We start from the raw sequence: 19,999 nt of genomic DNA, 5'->3' as shown, positions 1-19,999 counted from the left end.
GATTTCATCCTCCATAGCCAGCGAACGTTCCCCGCCTGGAAACGGGATGTTCGCAATCCGCTTCGCTCCTTGCTCATAACCTCATAGCTGTTAACACAGCTTTTCCGTGTACGCTTATGCGTCCACGGAAACAAGGAAGTCAACTTTACCAAATTTAAACAGCTTTACACTACGAGACTTCCTTGATGGGGTTAAAATACCGTGCGATCTGATTCAGGTTCACACCGATCTTTCCATATGCCCCCACCAGACTTCGCAGTTCTTCCATATCGGCGACTACTTCTACTCGATGCACGATTTCCTTTTCCACCAAAAGTTTCCGCAGGCATTCGGATCTGGACACCCCCAGGATCTCCGCCTTCCTGTCCAGAAGTTCCAGCTCAATATCGGAAAGCCGGACTCCGACAAAACGCGGGTGGTTCAGTTCCTGTTCCATTCTCCTTTTTTCTCATGACTTCATCTCCTTTCTTTCAGTTACTTCAGTAACACCACAAAGGGGAGAACCGGCAGTCCTGCCGGAATCTTCCTTTTGTGCTGCGTCCCACTTTCCAGTGGACGCCAATATCTGCCAGATTGGCAGATCATCGAGGGTATGGGGAATCGAAATCCCAGGCAAGAGCCCTACACCGGAAAACACGATAGTGTATTACGGGGTGGATCTTGCTCTGGAAAAATCCCCATCAAGAGCTCAACCTGTAAGTTAGAGGATTGCCAGGAATGGCATAACCGCTTAACACGGGTGGATCTTGCTCTATAATATCTACCCCCTCACTTAACGTAACCGGGAGCGTCTATTATACAGGGTCAAAAAGAAATAAATTTTATTCTTACCAACCAGATCCGCTCTTATCTTTTTTATTCTTTAAAGATCCCCTCACTTAACCCAAGCGTCAGAGACAGAAATACAAGGAGATTCGAAAAATCTTTTTAATTTTCTGCTTCAAAAAACATTTCCCCTCACTTATAGAAAGGGAATTCGAGGATTATACAGTGTTTGGAGATAGGATATTTAAAAAAGTCAAAAAAACGCACCCAGTTTCAAACTGAATGCGTATTAGCCATATTCAACTTATGATAGAAAATGCATTTTATTATCATCTTCGCCATATTTTTCTCGGATCCTTCGACATAGATCTTTCCAACCAGCATCTAATTCTTCCGGGGAAGATTCTGGTATATCTATATCTGCATATTTCTCGTTTACTTCATCTTCTATCTTTTGGGCATAAACGGACATAAAGTCTGGATATTCAAGTAGCATCCGATTAAACAAATCATCCGTAGCCGTTCCCAGTTCCATGCAACGATCCAGGACAGAATCATAAATCTCTTGTGTCATGGGAATTTGATAATCTATCGCTGCTAATTGTTCATCTGTAAATTCAAATATCTCAATAAAAAATTTACAAAGTCTCTTATATATTTTTTCCCTTTCATGCATAATAGGAGCCTCCCGTTCACATATCTATTATACAGTATTGTGAATATATCCACAATACTGTTTTCCAACGGTAGCCCCTATAATTGAATTATCTTTAAACGGAAAGGGGTGTTCAATATGATAGATTTTAGTCCACTATGGGAAACCATGGAACAAAAAGGGATCACTCAGTACCAGCTTTTAAAAAGCGGTATCGATAATAAAACCTTGGATTCTCTGAAAAAGAATAAGAACATTACACTGAACACCCTTGAAAAGCTTTCAAAGATTTTGGATTGTGATGATTTAAATAAGATCGTGAAATTCTATGATTAAAGGCTAATGGAACAAGAGATTCCGGTCTCTTTAATTATTCTTTAACACACTAAAACATCTCTGTTATCAATTCTTATTATACTTTCAAAATCAATTGAAAACTTTAGAGTTATTTGTTCTGCAAGTGGTGAAGAACGTATCACCTGAACTGCAGGCGACATCTATGTTCCTGCTTATTTTGATAAAAAAGAAAAAGGCTTGAAGTAGGGGCTTCCGAGGTCATTCACTGACTTTGGAAACCCTTATTTTATGTGTTCGATTGTCCCATTGCCGCTTGATAACGTACCAGGGTGTCAGCCTTGTGGTGTAGTGATATTGGAATAATTAAAAGGGGGCAAAATTAAAGGGTTATGTTGCCATTCGATTGTCAGCTCCTAATAAACATATTACTGTGGGCGTGTAAAATCGTCCTCTAAAACATGGGTGTTAATAACTTGACTACCAGCATACATTATATATTTGACTCCACTTGCCACAGCCATCTCTTCAGCAGCTGCGCGCTTCGCTTTAACCACGGCATCATCGATCTTGTTGTCTCCTTTGACCTCAATCAGCTGATAAGAACCGTCCGCCATCTTTGCAAGGAAGTCAGGATAATACTGACGAATTCTGCCTGACTCTGGATCATAGTAGTGGACAGAGAGATCACCCTGGTTAGATGTAAACATACCTGTAAAGTATACCTCAGCCACTTTACCGCTTGTGATGTACTGCATAAAACATTCTTTCTCGGGGATGGAATCAAAGCAGTAGGTATCTGCGTGGAAACTCTTCTTAAGTTGTTCTGGCGTGAATCCTTTATACTTATTTGTGATGACGAGGTCATCCCTTGCAGAAAATTCATAATAACCGGCATCCTTGGGCTCACGCAGCAGAACCAGCTCCTTGTCCTCAGTTTTCAGTTCCGAGGTGATTTCAAAGAGTGCATGGAACACCGTCGGAATGATGTAGTCATCCAGAACTGCGTTATATTGATTGACCGCTTCGAGAACCGCGTCGATTCCGTCCACAGATTCACGGAGAATTCGAGCGGCGAGGATACAGGAAATGTTCAAATAACGAGCCACTTCTCCAGCGAGAGAAAATTCGCTGAACTTCATTTTCTCCTGGAGGTAATCGATATTCTTCTCCTTGACCGTAGTATCACGAGCAAGACTGTCACGCTCATACATAACGCTGGCATACTTGGAAAGGTCAACGTTCTCCAGTTTGAAATCTACAGGTTCGGAGTATTCCTTGTCATGGAGAATATACTCATGCCACACACGTTTGAATGTAATCGTCCTCGGCGGCGGCAAAACACGCACCTGGTATTTGTGGCGGTCGGCATTGGACAGATTCTTGATATCTTTGATATCCATGTTGAAATTCTTATGAAGTTCATCATCCAAGATGTCATAGTTCTCTTTAGATAAAAACACTGTAGCTGTCAAACGTTCGTCCGTGATAGCTCGGAGACACCGCATTGTTGCCTGGAGGACGAATATCTTTGACTTCGGACTGCGGAAAAGCGCCACCCCAAACAGAGAGCGGCAGTTCCACCCCTCCTTGCCTTTCTCAACAAGGATAATAAACTGCTTCTCATTGCCTTCTGTTCCTGGAATATCAAGGTTGTTAAAGTCCCTGACGTCATCGTTTTTGGTATATTTGGCATCTCCCACGTTCAGGAGAATCTTTGAGGTTGGAATATCAAGAGCAGAGAGAATCTGCTCAAGAGCAGGTTTTACCTCGGTAGCTGCTTCCTCCACGCCTGCTGCATAGATGGCAAGTTTCGGATTCATCCCTTCGTAGGTCTTACCTCCGTAACGCTCCCAGAATATCGATACCACAGCCTTGAGGAATTCTTCGCTCTTTACATTCTCAAATCCAAGTGGGTCGGCATCCTTTAGGAAACCGTTCCAGATGGATTCACGCAGACCGTAGGCATAAACCACTTCCGGCAGAAGCTGATTCTTTACATACGGTGTACCAGTATAATTGTAGCAAGCCACAATGGATGTGTTGGCCGCAAGCAGATTAATAGTATCACGAAGACTCGTCTTTTTCGCTCCGCTCGACCTAATTTGCTTTTCCAAGTCTGCGCCGAAGAGGTGATGCGCTTCATCTACATAGACGCCGAGCTGCGGGAGACGGCAGAGCTTCTTGAAACGTTGATTATCCATCAGCGTGGTATCATCCCAGACATCGTCCTCATCATCAATACCACCGTAAACTGCAGAAAGAAGAGAACCAGAACCACTAAATAAAGTTTCAGCAGCGGACCTTTCCTTACGCTTTTTCTTTACGATAATTTTCTGCGTGTTTGAGATGATGATATTAAAATCGGAATCATCAATGGTGTACAGAATCTTTCCCGTCTCGTCCAGGAAGTGGAACTTGATATTTGAATCAAGCATTCGAGCATATTCCAGCGGAACGACCTTCGTTTTGTCAAAAGTCATGATTTCACGAAGCGATTGGAGGACAGTTTTGTCGGGTGCAAACACTAGAGCATTATGACAGAACCGCTTATCTCTCGGATACTTCTTCGCAAGCAGAAACTCATAGAAGATGCAGGTGGCCATGAGGATGGTCTTGCCAAGTCCCATCGTCAGAGCGTAGATATAATTCGGATAGTCCTCTCGGTACTTCTTCATCTGCTTGAAGAGCGTGTCGGTCTGTTTTTCGGTCGGAGCGTCAAAGAGACGAAGCTGACCGCCTTTATCGATGGCATAGTAAGATGCATCGGAAAAGCGATCTCTTTTGTGACGCCAGTCATCGAACATCTCATAGACTTGCTTGTTATTCATAAATTCCTTCACAAAAACATACATCTCCAGAGCCTCAAACTGCGGCTTACGCAGAAAGGCATTGGGATTCTCCTCACTGTCGTTATAAGCAAGGAACTTTCTCGTAAGGTCATTATAGCGGGAACGAATTTTTCCGCGATTCATGGTGTAGTAGTACCACAACTGCTGGCTAAAGGAAAAATTCGGGTCAAACTTATCTGCCATTTAACGCACCTCCACTTCCAGCGACTCGGAAAGCAGGTCGGTTATTTTGACTTTGATGGTTCCGCAGCCTTCCGGGATGTCATAGATACCTTTGACCATCTCGTTCTTGCCAGGGACATCGGTCACGGTTGGCTGCATGACAACGCCGTCAAAGTTCCAGTCAATCATAATGGAGTCGACCAGCTGACGCCAGTCCTCCACGTATTCTTTCTGGAGAGAGAGCTTCTGCATCAAATTCATAGGATAGAAAGCACGAATGATCAGTTTACCACCCTCGCGGACAATTTCTGCCTCAGAATCACGCTTGAGCTGTAGTTCTTTCTTGTCGCGCAGAATGTCTACTATCTGGGCATCTATCTTGTAGTCGGAGAGTTCCTGTTCAAGTGCGCCTTTCAAGTCAGGCTCGTGTCCCATGCACACGATGGTTATCCGCTCGACGGGCTGGTTCGGATTCTCCTCCTTACGCTTTTCGTATATCTTGTACGGAAGGTTTGCAAGAAGCTCCTTCAGATCTGCTTTGGTAGCGATGCGGTTAACCGGCATGATCTTAACCATTCTGCCGTCAAGCTCTCCATCCCAGACACCACTCTGAGGGAACGGCTGAATTTCCAGAGCGGCAATCAGTAAGTCTCGGGCTTCCACGGGATTACGGAAGAAGTCATAGTTATTTACATTATAAACCTCAAAGCCCGGGTATTTCACATCCTCCTCGCGGGTAGAGGTATCCAGACCCTTTAACTTAAAGAAGTCAATACCCTTGCTGCAGTCTTCGGAGCTCAGTTCGGTATCTACGCCTACACTTACTGCTGCGAGATAAGGAGTAGGTTCCTCCGCAATCATAGAGAGTTGTGGCTGGATCATCCCATAGTTCACAGGCTTATGCGCGGGCTTCAGTTCGGCAGCGATAGAAAGCAGTCGTTTGGTAGTCGTCTGAATCGCACCAAGGTTGATGTCTGCGCCGATGAAGCGCCTTCCGAGTTTCATAGCTACAGCTTGAGTTGTACCACTCCCCATAAAGCAATCGAAAACAAGATCACCTTCCTCTGTTGCTGACTTAATAATCCGCTTCAAAAGAGCATTCGGCTTTTGTGTTGGATATTCCAGGACTTCTTCAGGATTATCTTTTTCAGCACGCGTTCGAAGAGGATTAATATCGATCCAATAATCTTCCATTTGCCTTCCAAAGTCTTTACTAAGGAAAACCATATCCAAATCATCCGGAACACGACCTTGCTTCTTTCTTGTCTCAAATTCGGCTGGTCTCATCTCCTTAAATTTTCTATACGTTATAACACCTTTTTCATCAAACATACTTCCAAAACGCTCTAAAGTTGACTGTGACAAGGGTGCACGCGCAATCTGCCCCACCTTATAGCTCGATGTTTTGGAAAACCAGAAAATCGTATCATGTTTTCTTTTGTAGAAGTTATTATTACGCCCACCTCCAACATCCTTATATCCCCAGATGATTTCATTAACGAAGTTCTTTTCTCCGAAGACTTCGCCCATAAGAAGTCGTAGATGGGCAGACTTATGCCAATCACAATGCAGAAAAATCGAACCCGAATCAGAAAGAAGTTCCCTCATCAAAACAAGTCTCTCATACATAAATTGTAAATATTCATCATTTGTCCAAATATCGCCATACTGTTTTTCTTCAAAGGAAGAACTATCCGATTCCGCTTTTCCAACGCCTCGGATTTCAATCTTCTTCTTATAATCCGCCTTGCTATCAAACGGGGGATCAATGTAAATTAAATCAATCTTCCCACGATACTCCTTCAACAGATGGCTCATGACCTGGAGATTATCTCCCCAGAAGATCTTATTCATCCAACCGTTCTGCTCCTGACCATAGGTTTCCCTCAATTGTGCTGGGTAATACTGCGTGGAACGGTAAGGACGCTTACCCGTCCAGCGAAGTTCGGGAAAGCCCTTGATTGTAGGTCTCTGTTCAAATTCAAAAATAAGCTGCTCACCGTTTTCCATTTTCGTTAATCCTCCTGAATAGTTTCGATTCTTAGTTGTCGTTCGATATCTGATAAAGCCAGCGAAACGTATTGCCCATCCGCAGTAAGGCTGCGTCCAAATATATCGCCAAGTATTATTTGATTTTGCATCACAAGCTGCGGATTATTTTCCAAATAAGCATTAAAGCCTTCAAGCACTTTCGGATCAGAAAGTTTTTCCAGCAAAACCACTCTATCGATTATCCCAACTTTTCTCAGATTTTCAACACCTTCTGAAACTTTTTTCTTTCCAGCCGCAATTTCTGCCATCCCGACAATTATCTTCATTAACTCTTGTAGTGCTTCTTCTTGAGTCAGTGACTTTCGTTCGGTATCATTGGTCTTCACCGTCTCCGTTGAAATTACAGCACACGCAGTTTCGATTGACGTTTGTGTGCTCTCTTCCTTTTGATCATTGACCTGTATCTCGCTTGGCTTCACCATCTGTGCCTTGGCTTTCTTCGTCCTATGCCTGCCCCATAATTTATTTATTCCATAGGAAACTCCGGCAATAGCCGCCACAATCAAAGCACCTATCGCAGCAGAGCCTACATCAATTCCTCCTGACGGCTCTCCATCCTCATCATTGTCATCGTCTTTATCCAAAGGGCTGATATCAACGCGATTTGCTATGGAACCATCTGTCCGTCTCGCATAGAAATCACCTGATAAATTACCTTTTTGGTAATCCTCGTAGTCATCATCAGTAAGACCAATTTTTAAGCCTCTCTCTTGGTCATATATATCCGGCATTGTTATTTCCCCCTGCAATAGAATCGGAAGTCACAGGCATTGCAGACCTTTGGGTCTTTGGCACAACGGTGGAAATCCTTCTTCATAATCTTATATACCGTATCATCGAATACTGTCATCGTACCTTCCACAGCGGACTTCGTGTACGGATATGTAATAGTCGGCACTCCGTCATCCTCGCCGGTATAGTAGAGGTGCATTTTGCTGACTTTTTGTCCGGTACGTTCCTCTACGAGGTGAGCGTAAATATGGAGCTGCCGTCGATATCGTTCAAGTTGCTCTCGATCCTTCACCATGTCCGGTTTTCGTTGAGATTTAAAATCTACAATCTCAACGGTATCGCCCTCGCCTCGAATAAGATCTATCTTTCCCTCGATAATATAGTCCGACTTCACCAATGACACATCAACCTCTGCCTGCTGGATTTGCGACCAGTCACCGTGCTGCCTTTCCACATAGCGTAGCACTTGTTTCAGAGCAGCTTCTCGCTGAGGACCCGCGAGATATGTATGCTCTACTTTCGTGAGCGACACATAGTTTGAGTCAAACCATCGGCTCACATTCTCCTCAGTAATCGTTTGTTCCTCGTGGCGCAGGGCGGCGCGATGTACATCCTCTATCGTCTCATGCACAAGCGTACCAAAGAGCATAGCATTCGCACGTACGGGCATAAATTCCAATTCTCTATAAAATTTGTACTGCAAGGCACAGGTTTCATAAACCGTGATATGTGATGTGAACGAGTAAGTATTCTTAATGTTCACAGCCTTTATCAGTTTAAGATCAAACTCCCTTAAATCAAATTCGGGGTTGTCCACGGATTGAAGTTCCTCGTAGATGTCTTTGAAATAGTTGCTAGGCGTCCTCTTGTCCTCGCAACAGGTCAGGATCAGTAAATCCTGCGCACGAGAGAAAGCCGTATAGTAAAGGCGCCAGAAGTCAAAGTACTTTGTGACTTCATACGGTTCGAAAGCCGGACGCTTAAAGTAGCAATCCTCAATCTGCATCATCAAATCATTCGTATTCTTCCTTGGCACGTTTGCCAAGGAATCCACGAGCACAACCGGAAACTCCATGCCCTTGGATTGATGGATAGTGAGGAAAGAAACGCAGCCGCTCGGAGCGTACTCCGAATCATCCTCATACTCGGTGATGCCACCATCATAGAGCAAACGGAAATACAGATTAAAGAGCATCTCGGTATTCTGATCGATACGGCGTTTGCCACGGTACTTACCAGCGTCCAAGACGTCCACTCGGTGGAGGTACTCGAACTTACCAACGATCTGTGTCAGCTTTGCAAGATTACGAGCTGGGCGGATATCGACTATACCGACATCCATCTCTGTATCAAGAATCCCTGCGAAAGGCTGGAATTCAAACAGCTGATACATCAGCCCGCAATAGGCATAATCCGTTGTGTCGATCAGAGCGACATGGTCTTTACCTCTACGCCGTATCCATTTCAGAAGTTCAATATTCTTCGGCTTTGTGAGATACTCGTTTGCCGTCATGATGCAGTTTCGGTAGTAGGTTAGATGTTCTGGTTGGAGGAAGGTGTAGTCACCGTTCTCCAACCCCTGCACATAACGCGGGAACATGAGCATGAGACAGCCGATAGCAAGCCTTATCTCGTCACGCTGGAAAAACATATCCGAACGCGGAGAGTATACATTTATGTGGTTTTTCTCCAGGAAATGGGCGAGAGCCGTAACTCGCGGATGCTTCACCGAATTAAACAGAAAAGCTATCTGATTATAGTCCTTGAGTTTGCCGGAAGCTTTCAGGTCATTGATGAACCGCAGAATTTTCTCGTGCCACTCGTCCGTATCGTCGATGCCTGCAAGTTTTACGACTGCGGGGCTATGAAGAGTGGTTTGCTCATGAGGCTCAATTTTTTTGTCAAATCGGTAGTTTTCCCAGCGAAACTTGAACTTCGCACCGTCCGTGGTAGCCATCCATTTATTGTAGAAGTCAACAATATCGCTGTTGGAGCGGTAGTTGATTACCAGCGGAATAATTCGGCATTCGCCGTCCGCAAACTTCTGCGGAAACTCCAAAATATTACGGATGGTGGCACCTCGGAAACGGTACAAGCCCTGGTCATCATCACCAACCACACAGATATTCTTTCGATCTCCGGCGAGAAGGAACACAAGCTGCTCCTGAATAAAGTTTGTGTCCTGATACTCGTCTACCATGATGTGCGTGACTTTGGAGCGCATTTTTTCAAGGATGTCTGAGTGGTCACAGAGTAAGTGGTAAGTCTCAATTTGGATGGATGAGAAGTCCATCAAGTTCCCTTCCGTGAGGACATTTCGATATTCCTTCAGCATCCGTCCAAGAGCAGCAATCGAAAGGTCAGCGTCCGCCATTAGTTCTTCCGGCGTTACCAATTCCTCAGAAAGATTATTCACGTAGTTACAGATAGCTCCCGACTGTTTCCATGCGCCACCATTCGGCAGTGCAACCTCGACTTCCGGGATATTTCTGAAACGATGAATATTCTGAAACACCATGTACTGCTGATCGAAAGCATCCAGAAGACGGTAATTTCTGCGGAGCCTCGTGAACTCAAGATGCTCCTTCAGAATACGAAGGCAAAGCGAATGAAACGTGCCGATATACATCTCGTTAATGTTCGCAACGATGCCGCGATTAGACAATTCATTCGTAATTCTTGTGATAAGTTCTTTTGCTGCTTTCTCCGTGAAAGTAGCAATAAAAATATTTTCAGGCTTTACGCCACATTCCTCTATGAGGTAAATCGCACGTTGAACGAGCGTATAGGTCTTACCGGTTCCTGGCCCCGCAGTGATGAGGACGGGACCTTCAGCGGCAGCTATCGCTTTTCGCTGTCCCTCATTTGCATTTCCAAAATCAAACATATCAGCATGTTACATCCTTTCTCTCACTACTTCTTCGGATATGAAACTCCCGGCTGGCACGATTTCAATGATATCAGATATGTCACATTGAAGGGTAGCACATATCTTCAAGAGAATTGCCATATTGACATTCTCTCCGTGTGTACGCTTCGCCACGGTGGAGGAACTGAGCTGTGCCGCCTCCCGTAAATCCTGCTTCTTCATGTCCTTATCAATTAGTAACTTTTCCCTAACTTTTTATAGCTGATAACCATGCATATACTCCTCAAATCAGTTATCGATTTACATATAATGTCAAATAGTTTTTATACTATTATGCATTAGTTTATAAATGTAAAATCCTCTATTTCTTTAACGGAAACACGATAAGATGTTGTCGTCGTAGGAGTACCTACATTTTTAACATATTCATAAAATTGGTTGCTCTCTAATATTTTTTTTGCAAACTGAAGATCATATTGGGAATTCTGCCTAGTTTTAATAAAATAGCCTGCATATGGTATGGCGTCTGGTTTTGCTTCATATGCTGTCACCTTAGTAGTAATAACCATAGGCATAATCAATTTACTTCCATAGACTTCTTCCAGCGCCTGTGTTCTTCCATATTCAAACCATTGTACACCATCATTAATTTTCCGCTTATTTAATTTTTCTTTATATGACTTCAAATACTGCACAGCTCCTGGATATAATTTACCCAATTCTTTCTCGTCAAAATGCTCATATCCGTTCTCTATCATTTTATATGGGAATATAATTCTATCTATCCCTTTTTTTTTGCAAGATTTTACACTCACTGCTTCATGTACTATTTGTTTTTCTATTTTATTTCTACCTACGATGTAGTAATTATCATTTTCTGTGTAATCAGTAAGTAAAAATGCTTCATTGCAAAGCGTAGCTACACTATTTTGTATTTTAAAGTAATCCCCAAATCTTAATCCCATCCGTTTTCTTGAAAAAAACCATTTACCTTTTAATCTAGATTTTTCAATCTCTTCTGTTTTTGCTGATGACTGCACAAAATATTCAATATATTCCTGATTAGAATCTTTAATTATATGTATTACCGCCACCGAAGTAGTTACACCAGGAAAAACTTTTTCCCCACTATAATCATAAATTGATACTAAATCGGATTTTATTTCATCACGAACTTTCTGTGCAAATCTATTTCTAAAAATGCTGAATGGGATCAAATACACAAGTACACCTTTTTTTTTCAAGGAATTAATACTTTTTTCTATAAATGCATAACAATAATCGAATCTTCCTTCAGAACATGTACTATAATTATTTTTTAAATACTCACGAGTTTTCGGTAAAAGATTGTGATATGTAATATATGGTGGATTACCAATTATATAATCATAAGGTTTGACAGAAGTTGTTAAGAAATCCGTATTATGAATATTCCACTTAACATCTACAAGTCCAAATTCCCTTCCAAGTGCATTCAAATTATTTTTGCAATTTTCTATAATCTCTTTATCAATTTCATAAGCAACAATATCTCTTTCTAATCCAAATTTAATTTTTTTATCTGAAAAATTATGTATTCTACAGTCCATTATATATCTACGTACAATTTCGATTAAAATATTACCGCTACCACAAGAATTTTCTAAAACAGTTTTCCCATATAAATTTTCTTGGTAACCAGCCTTATCTAACATCAATTGCGCATAATTTTTTGGTGTAGGAATCTGACAACTGTCTTGCATCCTCCTAAATCTCCTTTATTTAATTTTCTTCTTCAATTTGAGCGAGCTTATTATTTAATATTTCCTCTTGCTCATCTTCATATAAGTTTCTCTTATCCTCTTTACTTATAAGATAAAACTCTTCTTCAACATACTTTGATAATACTTCTGCAAAATAATCCAACATAAGGACAACAAAATTCTTAAGTTTTAGTATATGAGAAAAATTTAATGGCGAAAGCTCGTCCGAATTATTACTCAATTGATTCCCATGCCCAATTGCATTTCTATTTTTAAGTAGATTAACATCCAAAAATTGCTTTCTGGTTTTAATTGCATCATTATACTTGATACCAATAATCTGTATAATATTTCCTAAAACTTTGGAGGATAGATTATACTGTGTATCAATAAATTCTTTGTCAAATTCATCATTAATATTAATATTTATTTTAAAAGGTCTGACTTTTGCTTTACGATGTTTATCCATCAAAGCAAATTCCTTTGCCAGATTATTACTATCTTGATCTATACACTCTCTTGCAAAACGTTTTAACATGATTGCCTCAAAATTCGGAGTTAAATCTTGAATATTAATGTTTTTATCACTGACGTACTTAAGATAATACTTGCTACTTTTTTTTATAAAGCCCTCCCAGTGTGCATATAAAAGCAAAATCATTGATTTCCCTATAACTTCATGCGCTTCTGCCCTATTTAAAAGCATAAATAACTGAGAAATTTCCATTTTTCTCCACGCCAAATCGCTATCTAAAAAATCTTGAAAGTCATCAATTCGCATTAGCAAAATACTCCCTTGAGAATTCATTTAAGCTTTTAAATCTGTTTATTACTCGTACCCCTCTTGCTGAATATGTCAAAAACTTTTCCTCATCATACATTTTTTCAATACATTTTTTCAAATCTATGCTTTGTAATTTCTCTATGTTCTCCGCAACACCCACTAGAATTGCTTCATAACTTGCATTAGAAAATGCTCCTTCAAAACATTTCTTTTCATTGTTATATTTTTTAAAAGTATCTTTTCCAAGTTTCTTAGCTAAAAGGTCAAAAGTTGTTTTAAACAATTCTATTTCTTCATCAATATTAAATTCTTCATCAGCAATGAGGAGCGATGTTTCATGATCAAGAAAATCTGTTAATTTTTCTGTTGTAGGATTATAATTCTTATAATTCACTTTATTGCGCTTTGCTATCAAATAACGAATAATTAATTCCATATGATATTCGACTTTATATTTATCTTCTGATAAAGTAAGACAATCTTTAAAATGTTCATAATCCTTTAAAGTATTGATTTTTTCATAATAACTTGCATCCAACATGATAATAAGACAATTTCTAATTTCTTGACTTTCAAGTGATACTCCTCCTGTATTTAATCGCTGGAATAATTCATACTGTGATTCAATACTGTTTTCTGTAAGTATAATATTAACTCCTATTCTAGCTCTTTTAAGAAGACGCTTTGCATCATTAGGCATAGTTTCCCAAGTCATTCCACTCAATGAGGGTAAATATTTTGTACCTTCTAATTTCAAGGGTTCGTATCCGGGCAATTTACCAACCAACTGTAACAACGTCGAAATACGTTGAACGCCATCAACAATATCCCACTTCCCATCTTCTTTTTGTGCAACGAATATTTCAGGAATTGGAATGCCAATTAGTATTGATTCGATAAATCTTACTTTATGATCTGTATCCCATCTATACAATCTCTGATACGCCGGATTTAGTTTTAAATCTCCTTCCTGATATAGACTAATTATTTCTCCAATGGACATATCATAACTATCTGTTTTTATATTCTTTCGTTCTTTAGCAAGTTCATCCATTAACCTTGATTCACTCATTATTTCTCCAATCTCCTTACATTTTTTATTTCCTAGTTATCAATTATCTATCTTTCTATGTGTATATTGAGTATTTCATTTAATTATCCTTAACCTTATTGAACTCAAACTCAACAATATCTTGAATACCACAATCTTAACTGGATTATCCTTAGCCAGAATACTAATATCATTATTCTTTGATATTCTAAAAACAAACATGCAACTGATTTACACTTTTCCTATAAATTCCTTATGCTAATTTTTTCAATAATAATATAACAGTAGAATAAGATTTAATTGATTCCATTTTAACAGAATATCGTAAAAAGTACTAGATTTATTCTTTTTACTTTTATTCACTAATTAAGATTATTTCACTACACCATTTACTACACCATTTTCTTTCAAAATGACGATTTTTGACGCTCCCAGACAAAAAGTAAGAACCCGCAAAAACCTTGTAAAATAAGGCTTTACGGGCTCTGACACCACAGGACAAAACCACCCCAAACGAGCCAAGAGGTGAGTGCTAATTCATTTAAATTGCCTTAAAGTCATACCGATACGGAACTTCTGCCTTTACGCCGTGTATTGTTTCGTATAATTCGCTCCAAAGCTGGGAAATCGAATCTTCACCCTCACGGATATCGTCAATGACAAGCCCTCCGTCCTCTTCCAGCATCTCATACGCTCTCCTGTCTTCTCCCAGCTGATGCAGCGCATTGATATAATAAAACTTAAGTTTTCCTATCTTCTGCGTTTCCTCTCCCTGCTTTTCATAAAAACCGGCAATTTCTTTATAGGCTTTACAGAGAAATAAAATTTTTAAGCCTTCTTTTAAATAAGAGACCTTTTTATCTTCCATTTTCAGACCTTCAAGCATCCATTTCACTGCTTTCTGATGCTGTTCCGTAAGAAGGTAAACACATGCCAGGCCATGACACGCCCATGGATTTGCCTCCACATCCCATGACCGGAGCAGAAATTTCTCTGCCTCCTTATAGTTCTCTTCTGAAAAACAGCCGACTCCCGCCTGATAATAGGCGTACCAGTTTTCTTTATTTACAGACTCCAGTGTATCTATGAGAAATTTTAAATTTCCGCCGTCTATGAGAAACTCATCCGGCGCGTCGCTTACGGATAGTCTATGCAAAACTCCAGTCTCAAAAAAGCGATTCCATTGTTTTAAAGAGTCTGATGTCATGACAAACTCCAAATGCTCCGACCACTTTCCGCGCTTTTCCATCGCTCCATATCCGCTGCCCGGCATAACAAGCCTTGCCTTTGTCTTCGCCATAGCGGCTGTTTCCCGCAATTTTCTTTCCATATAAGCAGAGTGGCCGGAAGCCTCCAGGATGCCTGTCAGCTTCTTTTCTCTCTCCTGATGATGTTTAGGATTTTCTTCCAGTTTTATGGGACCATACTGCTCCATCCATTCCCATGCGGTGTGGGGCGCCATCGGAATACAGCCATATTGTGTCTTCCCCAACCCTGCCTGTATTTCTGCATATCTTCCTGCCTTATCTGTCAAAAACTCCTGCCAATGGTCAGATCCCCGTCCATTTCCCCAGGAGAAAAGTTTTCTGCTCTTTAATCTCTGTGTAGATGTATGCAAAAGTCCGTAACCGTCTTTATTCAAATTCGCAATATATTTTGGTTTTCTGTCATCGATTTCAAAAAAGTAATCTACTGATTTTGGAATCTTTTTATAATCTGTCACATCAATCCCATTTACGATCGGAATATCTACCTTAAAAACTCTGCCGTCTGCATATGTAAAAGCTTTTTCTGAAGGAACGGTTATCCGGCCGCCTTCGTATTCGGGAACCGCTATATTGCTCCACCAATACATAGGGATAACTTCTTTGCTTTCATTCACAATCCTTATTCTGCAATTCAGGAACTTATCTTCCTCTTCCAGCCAGAAATCCATCTGATAAGGCACTTTCCTTACACGCTCATATTCATACATACGCAGAACCGGACATCCGGTTTCCGTTTCTGTCACTGCCGTATACAATGGTCCTGCCGTATAAGCATTATGACCGATGATTCCCACATTCCATTCCACACCGCCGCTGAACCATGCATTTCGCACAGCCAGGTTGCTGAACCTGATAACATCGTTGGTGTAAAGCAGATTATTTCCGGTTTCCTTATCCCACAGTTCCCAAAGCCTGCCGCCGTATTCCGGTAGAAATACAGCTTTTAAATACTGATTTTCCAGTACTGCTGTTCTGATCTCTTTTTCCTTCAGTTCTCTTGTATAACTGTTGTACTGCCGATAGGGATACGCATTTTTTCTCCGTCCGTATCCTTCATAGATCTCATCCCATTCATCCAAATGGAACTCCAGATCATTCTGAAGGATATGTTCCCCCAGAAGATCCGGCACGCTGGCCTCTTCCCCCAGATCGGCTCCCTTTATCATCCTGTCTTCAAATCTTAATTCCGGCATTTTGTTTCCTCCTGTGCACCCTCTGATTCTGTTTTCATAATATTTGTTTTCATATGGCTTTTCAAGCTGATATCTTGCCAAATTTTTTCAAAAAATTGCTTCTATCTGTTTTCATTGTGTTTTTCCGTTCTCTTCGTTATAATAAATGAAAATATACAAAGGAGAAAATTTTTATGGCAGATCATCCTGTTAAAATACTGATTGCTGATGATGAAAAGGAAATCCGCGACATTCTGACTCTTCTGCTGCGAGGCGAAGGTTATGAAGTTACCGCCGCCAAAAGCGGAGAAGAAGCTGTGCATCTGGCTGATCCTTCCATCGGCATGTACATCTTGGATATTAATATGCCCGGCATGTCCGGCTATGAAACAGCGGTTAAAATCCGTGAAAAATTTTATGCTCCCATTATTTTCCTGACTGCCTATTCAGGCGAATCGGATAAGACTATGGGATTTTCCGCCGGAGCGGACGACTATATTGTCAAACCTTTTTCCAACACAGAGCTTTTGCTCCGGGTCCGTTCTCTACTGCGCCGCGCCTATGATTACAGCCCCGCCCAGGGCTCCTCTTCGTCTGAAAATAAAATTTCCTATAAGGATCTGGTCCTTGATCTTGACAGCCAGTCTGTTCAAAAAGACGGACAGACCATTTCTCTTACATGGACCGAATTTCAGATATTAGAGCTTTTTATTTCCAACCGCGGCAGGATCTATTCCCTGGATCATATCTACCAGTCTATCTGGCAGGAAGACGCCGTGGGGGACGGTACTATCATGGTACATATTAAAAACTTAAGAAAAAAACTGGGGGACAATTCCAGGAATCCCATATATATAAAGACTGCCTGGGGAAAGGGATATTATGTGGATTAAGAAGAAAAATAAGATTTTCAAAGGGAAATCCTTTGCCAGAGAAGTGCTGGAATATCTTTTTCTGTCTTTTCTGGTATCCGCCTTTCTTTTTTACTTCCTGTATCATACGTGCATTTCCATTGCCGAAACCTATGTACTGGACAGAGCGATCCGGGTGACTTCAGAGCAGGCGGCCGCCTTTTATATGTGGCTTCGCAGCGCCTGTATACTGGCAGCAGTTTTCCTCTTTCTTGTTCTGTTTCTCTTCCTTCTGGGTCAGAGACTTAGTTACCTTCTCGTCCTTATCAAGGGCGTGGAATCTCTCCGGGAACATCCGGGGGACTTTTCCATCCCTGTAGAGGGACAGGATGAATTTGCCGCTCTGGCAGAAGGGATTAATTTTCTTGCTGCCACGCAGGCAGAACTGAATCACCGGGAAAAAGAAATTTCCAGGAAGCGGGAGGAGCTGATCCGCTCCCTCTCCCACGATATCCGCACGCCCCTCACCTCCCTTCTGTCCTACTCGGAATATCTGGAGCAAAAAGAACAGCTGGAGTCTGAAGAGGTTCGAAGTTTTATCAGCCTTGTCCACAGCAAAGCGGGACAGATGAAACTTTTGACGGAACAGCTGCTTGAGACAGGGAAGTCCGCCGAGGAACCCGGAACACCTCTGGATGAAATTTCCGATCTTCATCTTCTGTTCCGGCAGTTTCTTGACGAGTGGGAAAGCCTTTTGGAGGATCAGTTTGTATGCCATACAACGCTCACCTGCCCCAGAGAATTTTCCTGTTTTCTTTCTGTCAGTGACCTGCACCGTATTTTTGATAATCTGATCTCCAATATTGAAAAATATGCAGACCCCGGCCATCCGGTAGAGTTTTCTATAGAAGCAGATGAAACTTCGGTTATTATGATCCAGAAAAACAAAATCCGTTCTCTGAATGGAAATATGCCCGAAAGTTCAAAAATAGGTCTGGAAAATATACAGAAAACAGCTGACAAATACCGGGGCAGCGCAGATGCTTTACAGAATGACGATATATTTGAGATACAGATTCAACTGTATTTTCCTTCCTTTCTTTAGAATTCTTCAGAATTACCTGCATTTTTTCTTTAGAACACTGTCGTATAATAAACGCATAACAACGAAGGAAACAAAGAAAGAGAGGAAATATTTTATGACACTTGGATTATTATTTATTGCATTTATTGTATTCAGCGTAATTAGCGTTCTGGGAATTTTATTACTTTTTCTCACAAAAGATGAACGAAAGAAAAAAGGTATCTTTTACTTTCTGGCAGTCTGGGGAATGTTGATCGCCGTTTTCAGCGCAACAAGCCAGCCAAGTAATTATATCGTATCACAACTGATTGCATGGGCTTTTGGATTTCTCAGTATTGCAGGCCTTGTCGTACACTATAAAGCAAAAGTAAAAGCCCGCTGCTACGCAGCATATCTGCTGGTCAGTGCATCTTCCATTCTGGGCGTTCTGCATCTGTTTGTACTATAATTATTTTGAAAATAAAATTTTCCATATTACAAAGATCAGCAGACGGTTTCTTTTTCACAACATCTAAAAGAAACCGTCTGCTGATCTTTATCTTTTTTCACTGGAATCTTCTTTTAATTCACATCTGCCTTTTCCATTTTGCTTGATAGCATACAAAATTTGATCTGCCATATGATATATTTTACGAAAACTTTCCGGCTCTTTTCCGTAGATTCCTCCTACCGATACCGATGTCCTGCTAAGCGGATATCTCTTCTTTGCTTCTTCTGTATAGGAACAAACCAGCTTATCGACCTTTTCTTTAACGGCGCTGATATCCTGGCACGGCTGGGCAAAAACCGCAAATTCATCACCACCCAGGCGTACAATAATGTCTGTCTTTCGAAAACATTCCCTTAGTTTTTCCCCCATATAACAAAGCATACTATCGCCCGCTCCATGGCCATATATATCGTTGACCTTCTTAAAATCATCCAAATCCAGCATGAGGAATACAAAAGGAACTCCTTTTTGCATTACCTCTCCGATCCTCTCTTCTCCTCCTTTTCGGTTATATACGCCTGTAAGAAAATCTCTGCTCGATTCCCGGATCAGATCATGAATATACCCGGCCATCTCAACCACAGCATCGTCTACTCTGGATATATGGAGCATAGATATCACATCTTTCTCTTTCTTCTTATATACCAACGCTGTAAAAATAAAGCAGCTTGGCGGTTCCTTACGCTCTGCTTTACACAGGCATCTTCGGCTTTCTTCTCCTATTTTCTCCTCATGATAAGACACGATTTCATATCCGGAACGGATTGGCATCATTTCTTCATTTTCCCTTTCCATCAGTCTTTGAAATTGTCCCCGATTCACTGCCGTATAATCTCTGCCTGCTCCCACAAAATACATATTCTCGTCAACCATGGATATGATTTTTGTAATATCCCTGTCCCTGAAATAAAAGTCCAGGAAACTGACCATCACCGGGTACGCTTCTTTTATCGCATTTTTTCCTGTAACCTTTTCTTCCATTCTGCATACAGTCCTTTCTGCACTCTGCCTCTGCCAAACGCTTCTTACCATATCTTTTATTAACTTTATATTAGCATATTATGACACTGAAATGGGCATTTCCAATTCAATTTGACTGTTTTTTGATTTTTTTCTGTTTTTCTCTTTTCTTCTTTTTCTCAGGGCATGGTATAATAAATTATACCTGTGCATAAG

At 41.0% G+C, this 19,999-nt stretch carries 16 protein-coding genes; 4 read left to right on the top strand and 12 right to left on the bottom strand.

Annotation, left to right across the window (positions count from 1 at the left end):
- Nucleotides 1-169 precede the first annotated feature (169 nt).
- Nucleotides 170-436 (bottom strand): plasmid mobilization protein, encoded by a 267-nt coding sequence (locus EUBC25_RS10450; RefSeq protein ID WP_230105428.1) that lies wholly within the window; start codon nucleotides 434-436, stop codon nucleotides 170-172.
- 633 nt (nucleotides 437-1,069) lie between these two features.
- A complete protein-coding gene (locus EUBC25_RS10445; RefSeq protein WP_230105427.1) occupies nucleotides 1,070-1,441 on the bottom strand; it encodes a hypothetical protein in 372 nt (123 codons plus the stop codon).
- 117 nt (nucleotides 1,442-1,558) lie between these two features.
- Here EUBC25_RS10445 and EUBC25_RS10440 point away from each other — a divergent pair, with 117 nt between their 5' ends.
- A complete protein-coding gene (locus tag EUBC25_RS10440; protein WP_230105426.1) occupies nucleotides 1,559-1,756 on the top strand; it encodes a helix-turn-helix domain-containing protein in 198 nt (65 codons plus the stop codon).
- 386 nt (nucleotides 1,757-2,142) lie between these two features.
- Here the strand turns inward: EUBC25_RS10440 and EUBC25_RS10435 are convergent, their stop codons facing one another.
- From EUBC25_RS10435 to EUBC25_RS10395, 9 genes are all read right to left on the bottom strand, one after another.
- The gene (locus EUBC25_RS10435; protein ID WP_230105425.1) at nucleotides 2,143-4,749 is read right to left on the bottom strand and encodes a TnsA endonuclease N-terminal domain-containing protein; all 2,607 of its coding nucleotides are present in this window, start codon (nucleotides 4,747-4,749) and stop codon (nucleotides 2,143-2,145) included.
- Entirely contained in the window at nucleotides 4,750-6,738 is a 1,989-nt protein-coding gene (locus EUBC25_RS10430) for a site-specific DNA-methyltransferase (protein WP_230105424.1), read from the bottom strand. It abuts the gene before it with no gap.
- A 5-nt stretch (nucleotides 6,739-6,743) separates the two neighbouring features.
- A complete protein-coding gene (locus tag EUBC25_RS10425) occupies nucleotides 6,744-7,511 on the bottom strand; it encodes a hypothetical protein (RefSeq protein ID WP_230105423.1) in 768 nt (255 codons plus the stop codon).
- Nucleotides 7,512-7,513: 2 nt separating this feature from the next.
- A complete protein-coding gene (locus EUBC25_RS10420) occupies nucleotides 7,514-10,399 on the bottom strand; it encodes an ATP-dependent helicase (protein WP_230105422.1) in 2,886 nt (961 codons plus the stop codon).
- 9 nt (nucleotides 10,400-10,408) lie between these two features.
- The gene (locus tag EUBC25_RS10415) at nucleotides 10,409-10,603 is read right to left on the bottom strand and encodes a helix-turn-helix domain-containing protein (protein ID WP_416386655.1); all 195 of its coding nucleotides are present in this window, start codon (nucleotides 10,601-10,603) and stop codon (nucleotides 10,409-10,411) included.
- A gap of 116 nt (nucleotides 10,604-10,719) precedes the next feature.
- The gene (locus tag EUBC25_RS10410; protein ID WP_230105421.1) at nucleotides 10,720-12,123 is read right to left on the bottom strand and encodes an Eco57I restriction-modification methylase domain-containing protein; all 1,404 of its coding nucleotides are present in this window, start codon (nucleotides 12,121-12,123) and stop codon (nucleotides 10,720-10,722) included.
- 19 nt (nucleotides 12,124-12,142) lie between these two features.
- Nucleotides 12,143-12,904 carry an MAE_28990/MAE_18760 family HEPN-like nuclease gene (locus tag EUBC25_RS10405; protein WP_230105420.1) on the bottom strand — a complete coding sequence of 254 codons (762 nt, stop codon included), beginning with the start codon at nucleotides 12,902-12,904 and terminating at the stop codon, nucleotides 12,143-12,145.
- Nucleotides 12,894-13,979: a GmrSD restriction endonuclease domain-containing protein gene (locus tag EUBC25_RS10400; protein ID WP_230105419.1), complete on the bottom strand. Its 1,086-nt coding sequence runs from the start codon at nucleotides 13,977-13,979 to the stop codon at nucleotides 12,894-12,896. Before EUBC25_RS10400 ends, EUBC25_RS10405 begins: the two co-directional genes overlap by 11 nt.
- A 520-nt stretch (nucleotides 13,980-14,499) precedes the next feature.
- Complete coding sequence (locus EUBC25_RS10395; protein WP_230105418.1) at nucleotides 14,500-16,419, bottom strand: DUF5107 domain-containing protein; 1,920 nt, start codon at nucleotides 16,417-16,419, stop codon at nucleotides 14,500-14,502.
- Between the two features lie 173 nt (nucleotides 16,420-16,592).
- On the opposite strand from EUBC25_RS10395, the gene EUBC25_RS10390 reads away from it, so the two are divergent.
- The 3 genes from EUBC25_RS10390 (at nucleotide 16,593) to EUBC25_RS10380 (ending at nucleotide 18,781) form a co-directional block, all read left to right on the top strand.
- The gene (locus EUBC25_RS10390; protein WP_230105417.1) at nucleotides 16,593-17,291 is read left to right on the top strand and encodes a response regulator transcription factor; all 699 of its coding nucleotides are present in this window, start codon (nucleotides 16,593-16,595) and stop codon (nucleotides 17,289-17,291) included.
- Complete coding sequence (locus EUBC25_RS10385) at nucleotides 17,281-18,354, top strand: sensor histidine kinase (RefSeq protein WP_230105416.1); 1,074 nt, start codon at nucleotides 17,281-17,283, stop codon at nucleotides 18,352-18,354. The genes EUBC25_RS10390 and EUBC25_RS10385 overlap by 11 nt, the downstream gene beginning before the upstream one ends.
- Before the next feature lie 94 nt (nucleotides 18,355-18,448).
- Nucleotides 18,449-18,781 (top strand): hypothetical protein, encoded by a 333-nt coding sequence (locus EUBC25_RS10380; RefSeq protein WP_230105415.1) that lies wholly within the window; start codon nucleotides 18,449-18,451, stop codon nucleotides 18,779-18,781.
- Between the two features lie 87 nt (nucleotides 18,782-18,868).
- Here EUBC25_RS10380 and EUBC25_RS10375 read toward each other — a convergent pair whose 3' ends face one another.
- Nucleotides 18,869-19,804, bottom strand: a complete 936-nt coding sequence (locus tag EUBC25_RS10375) for a GGDEF domain-containing protein (RefSeq protein WP_230105414.1) — start codon at nucleotides 19,802-19,804, stop codon at nucleotides 18,869-18,871.
- Between the last annotated feature and the right edge of the window lie 195 nt (nucleotides 19,805-19,999).

It is taken from the genome of Claveliimonas bilis, from assembly GCF_020892095.1.
Classification (GTDB): domain Bacteria; phylum Bacillota; class Clostridia; order Lachnospirales; family Lachnospiraceae; genus Claveliimonas; species Claveliimonas bilis.
Note: the sequence above shows the minus strand (reverse complement) of the source record. Positions and strands in the feature narration are given on the sequence as shown.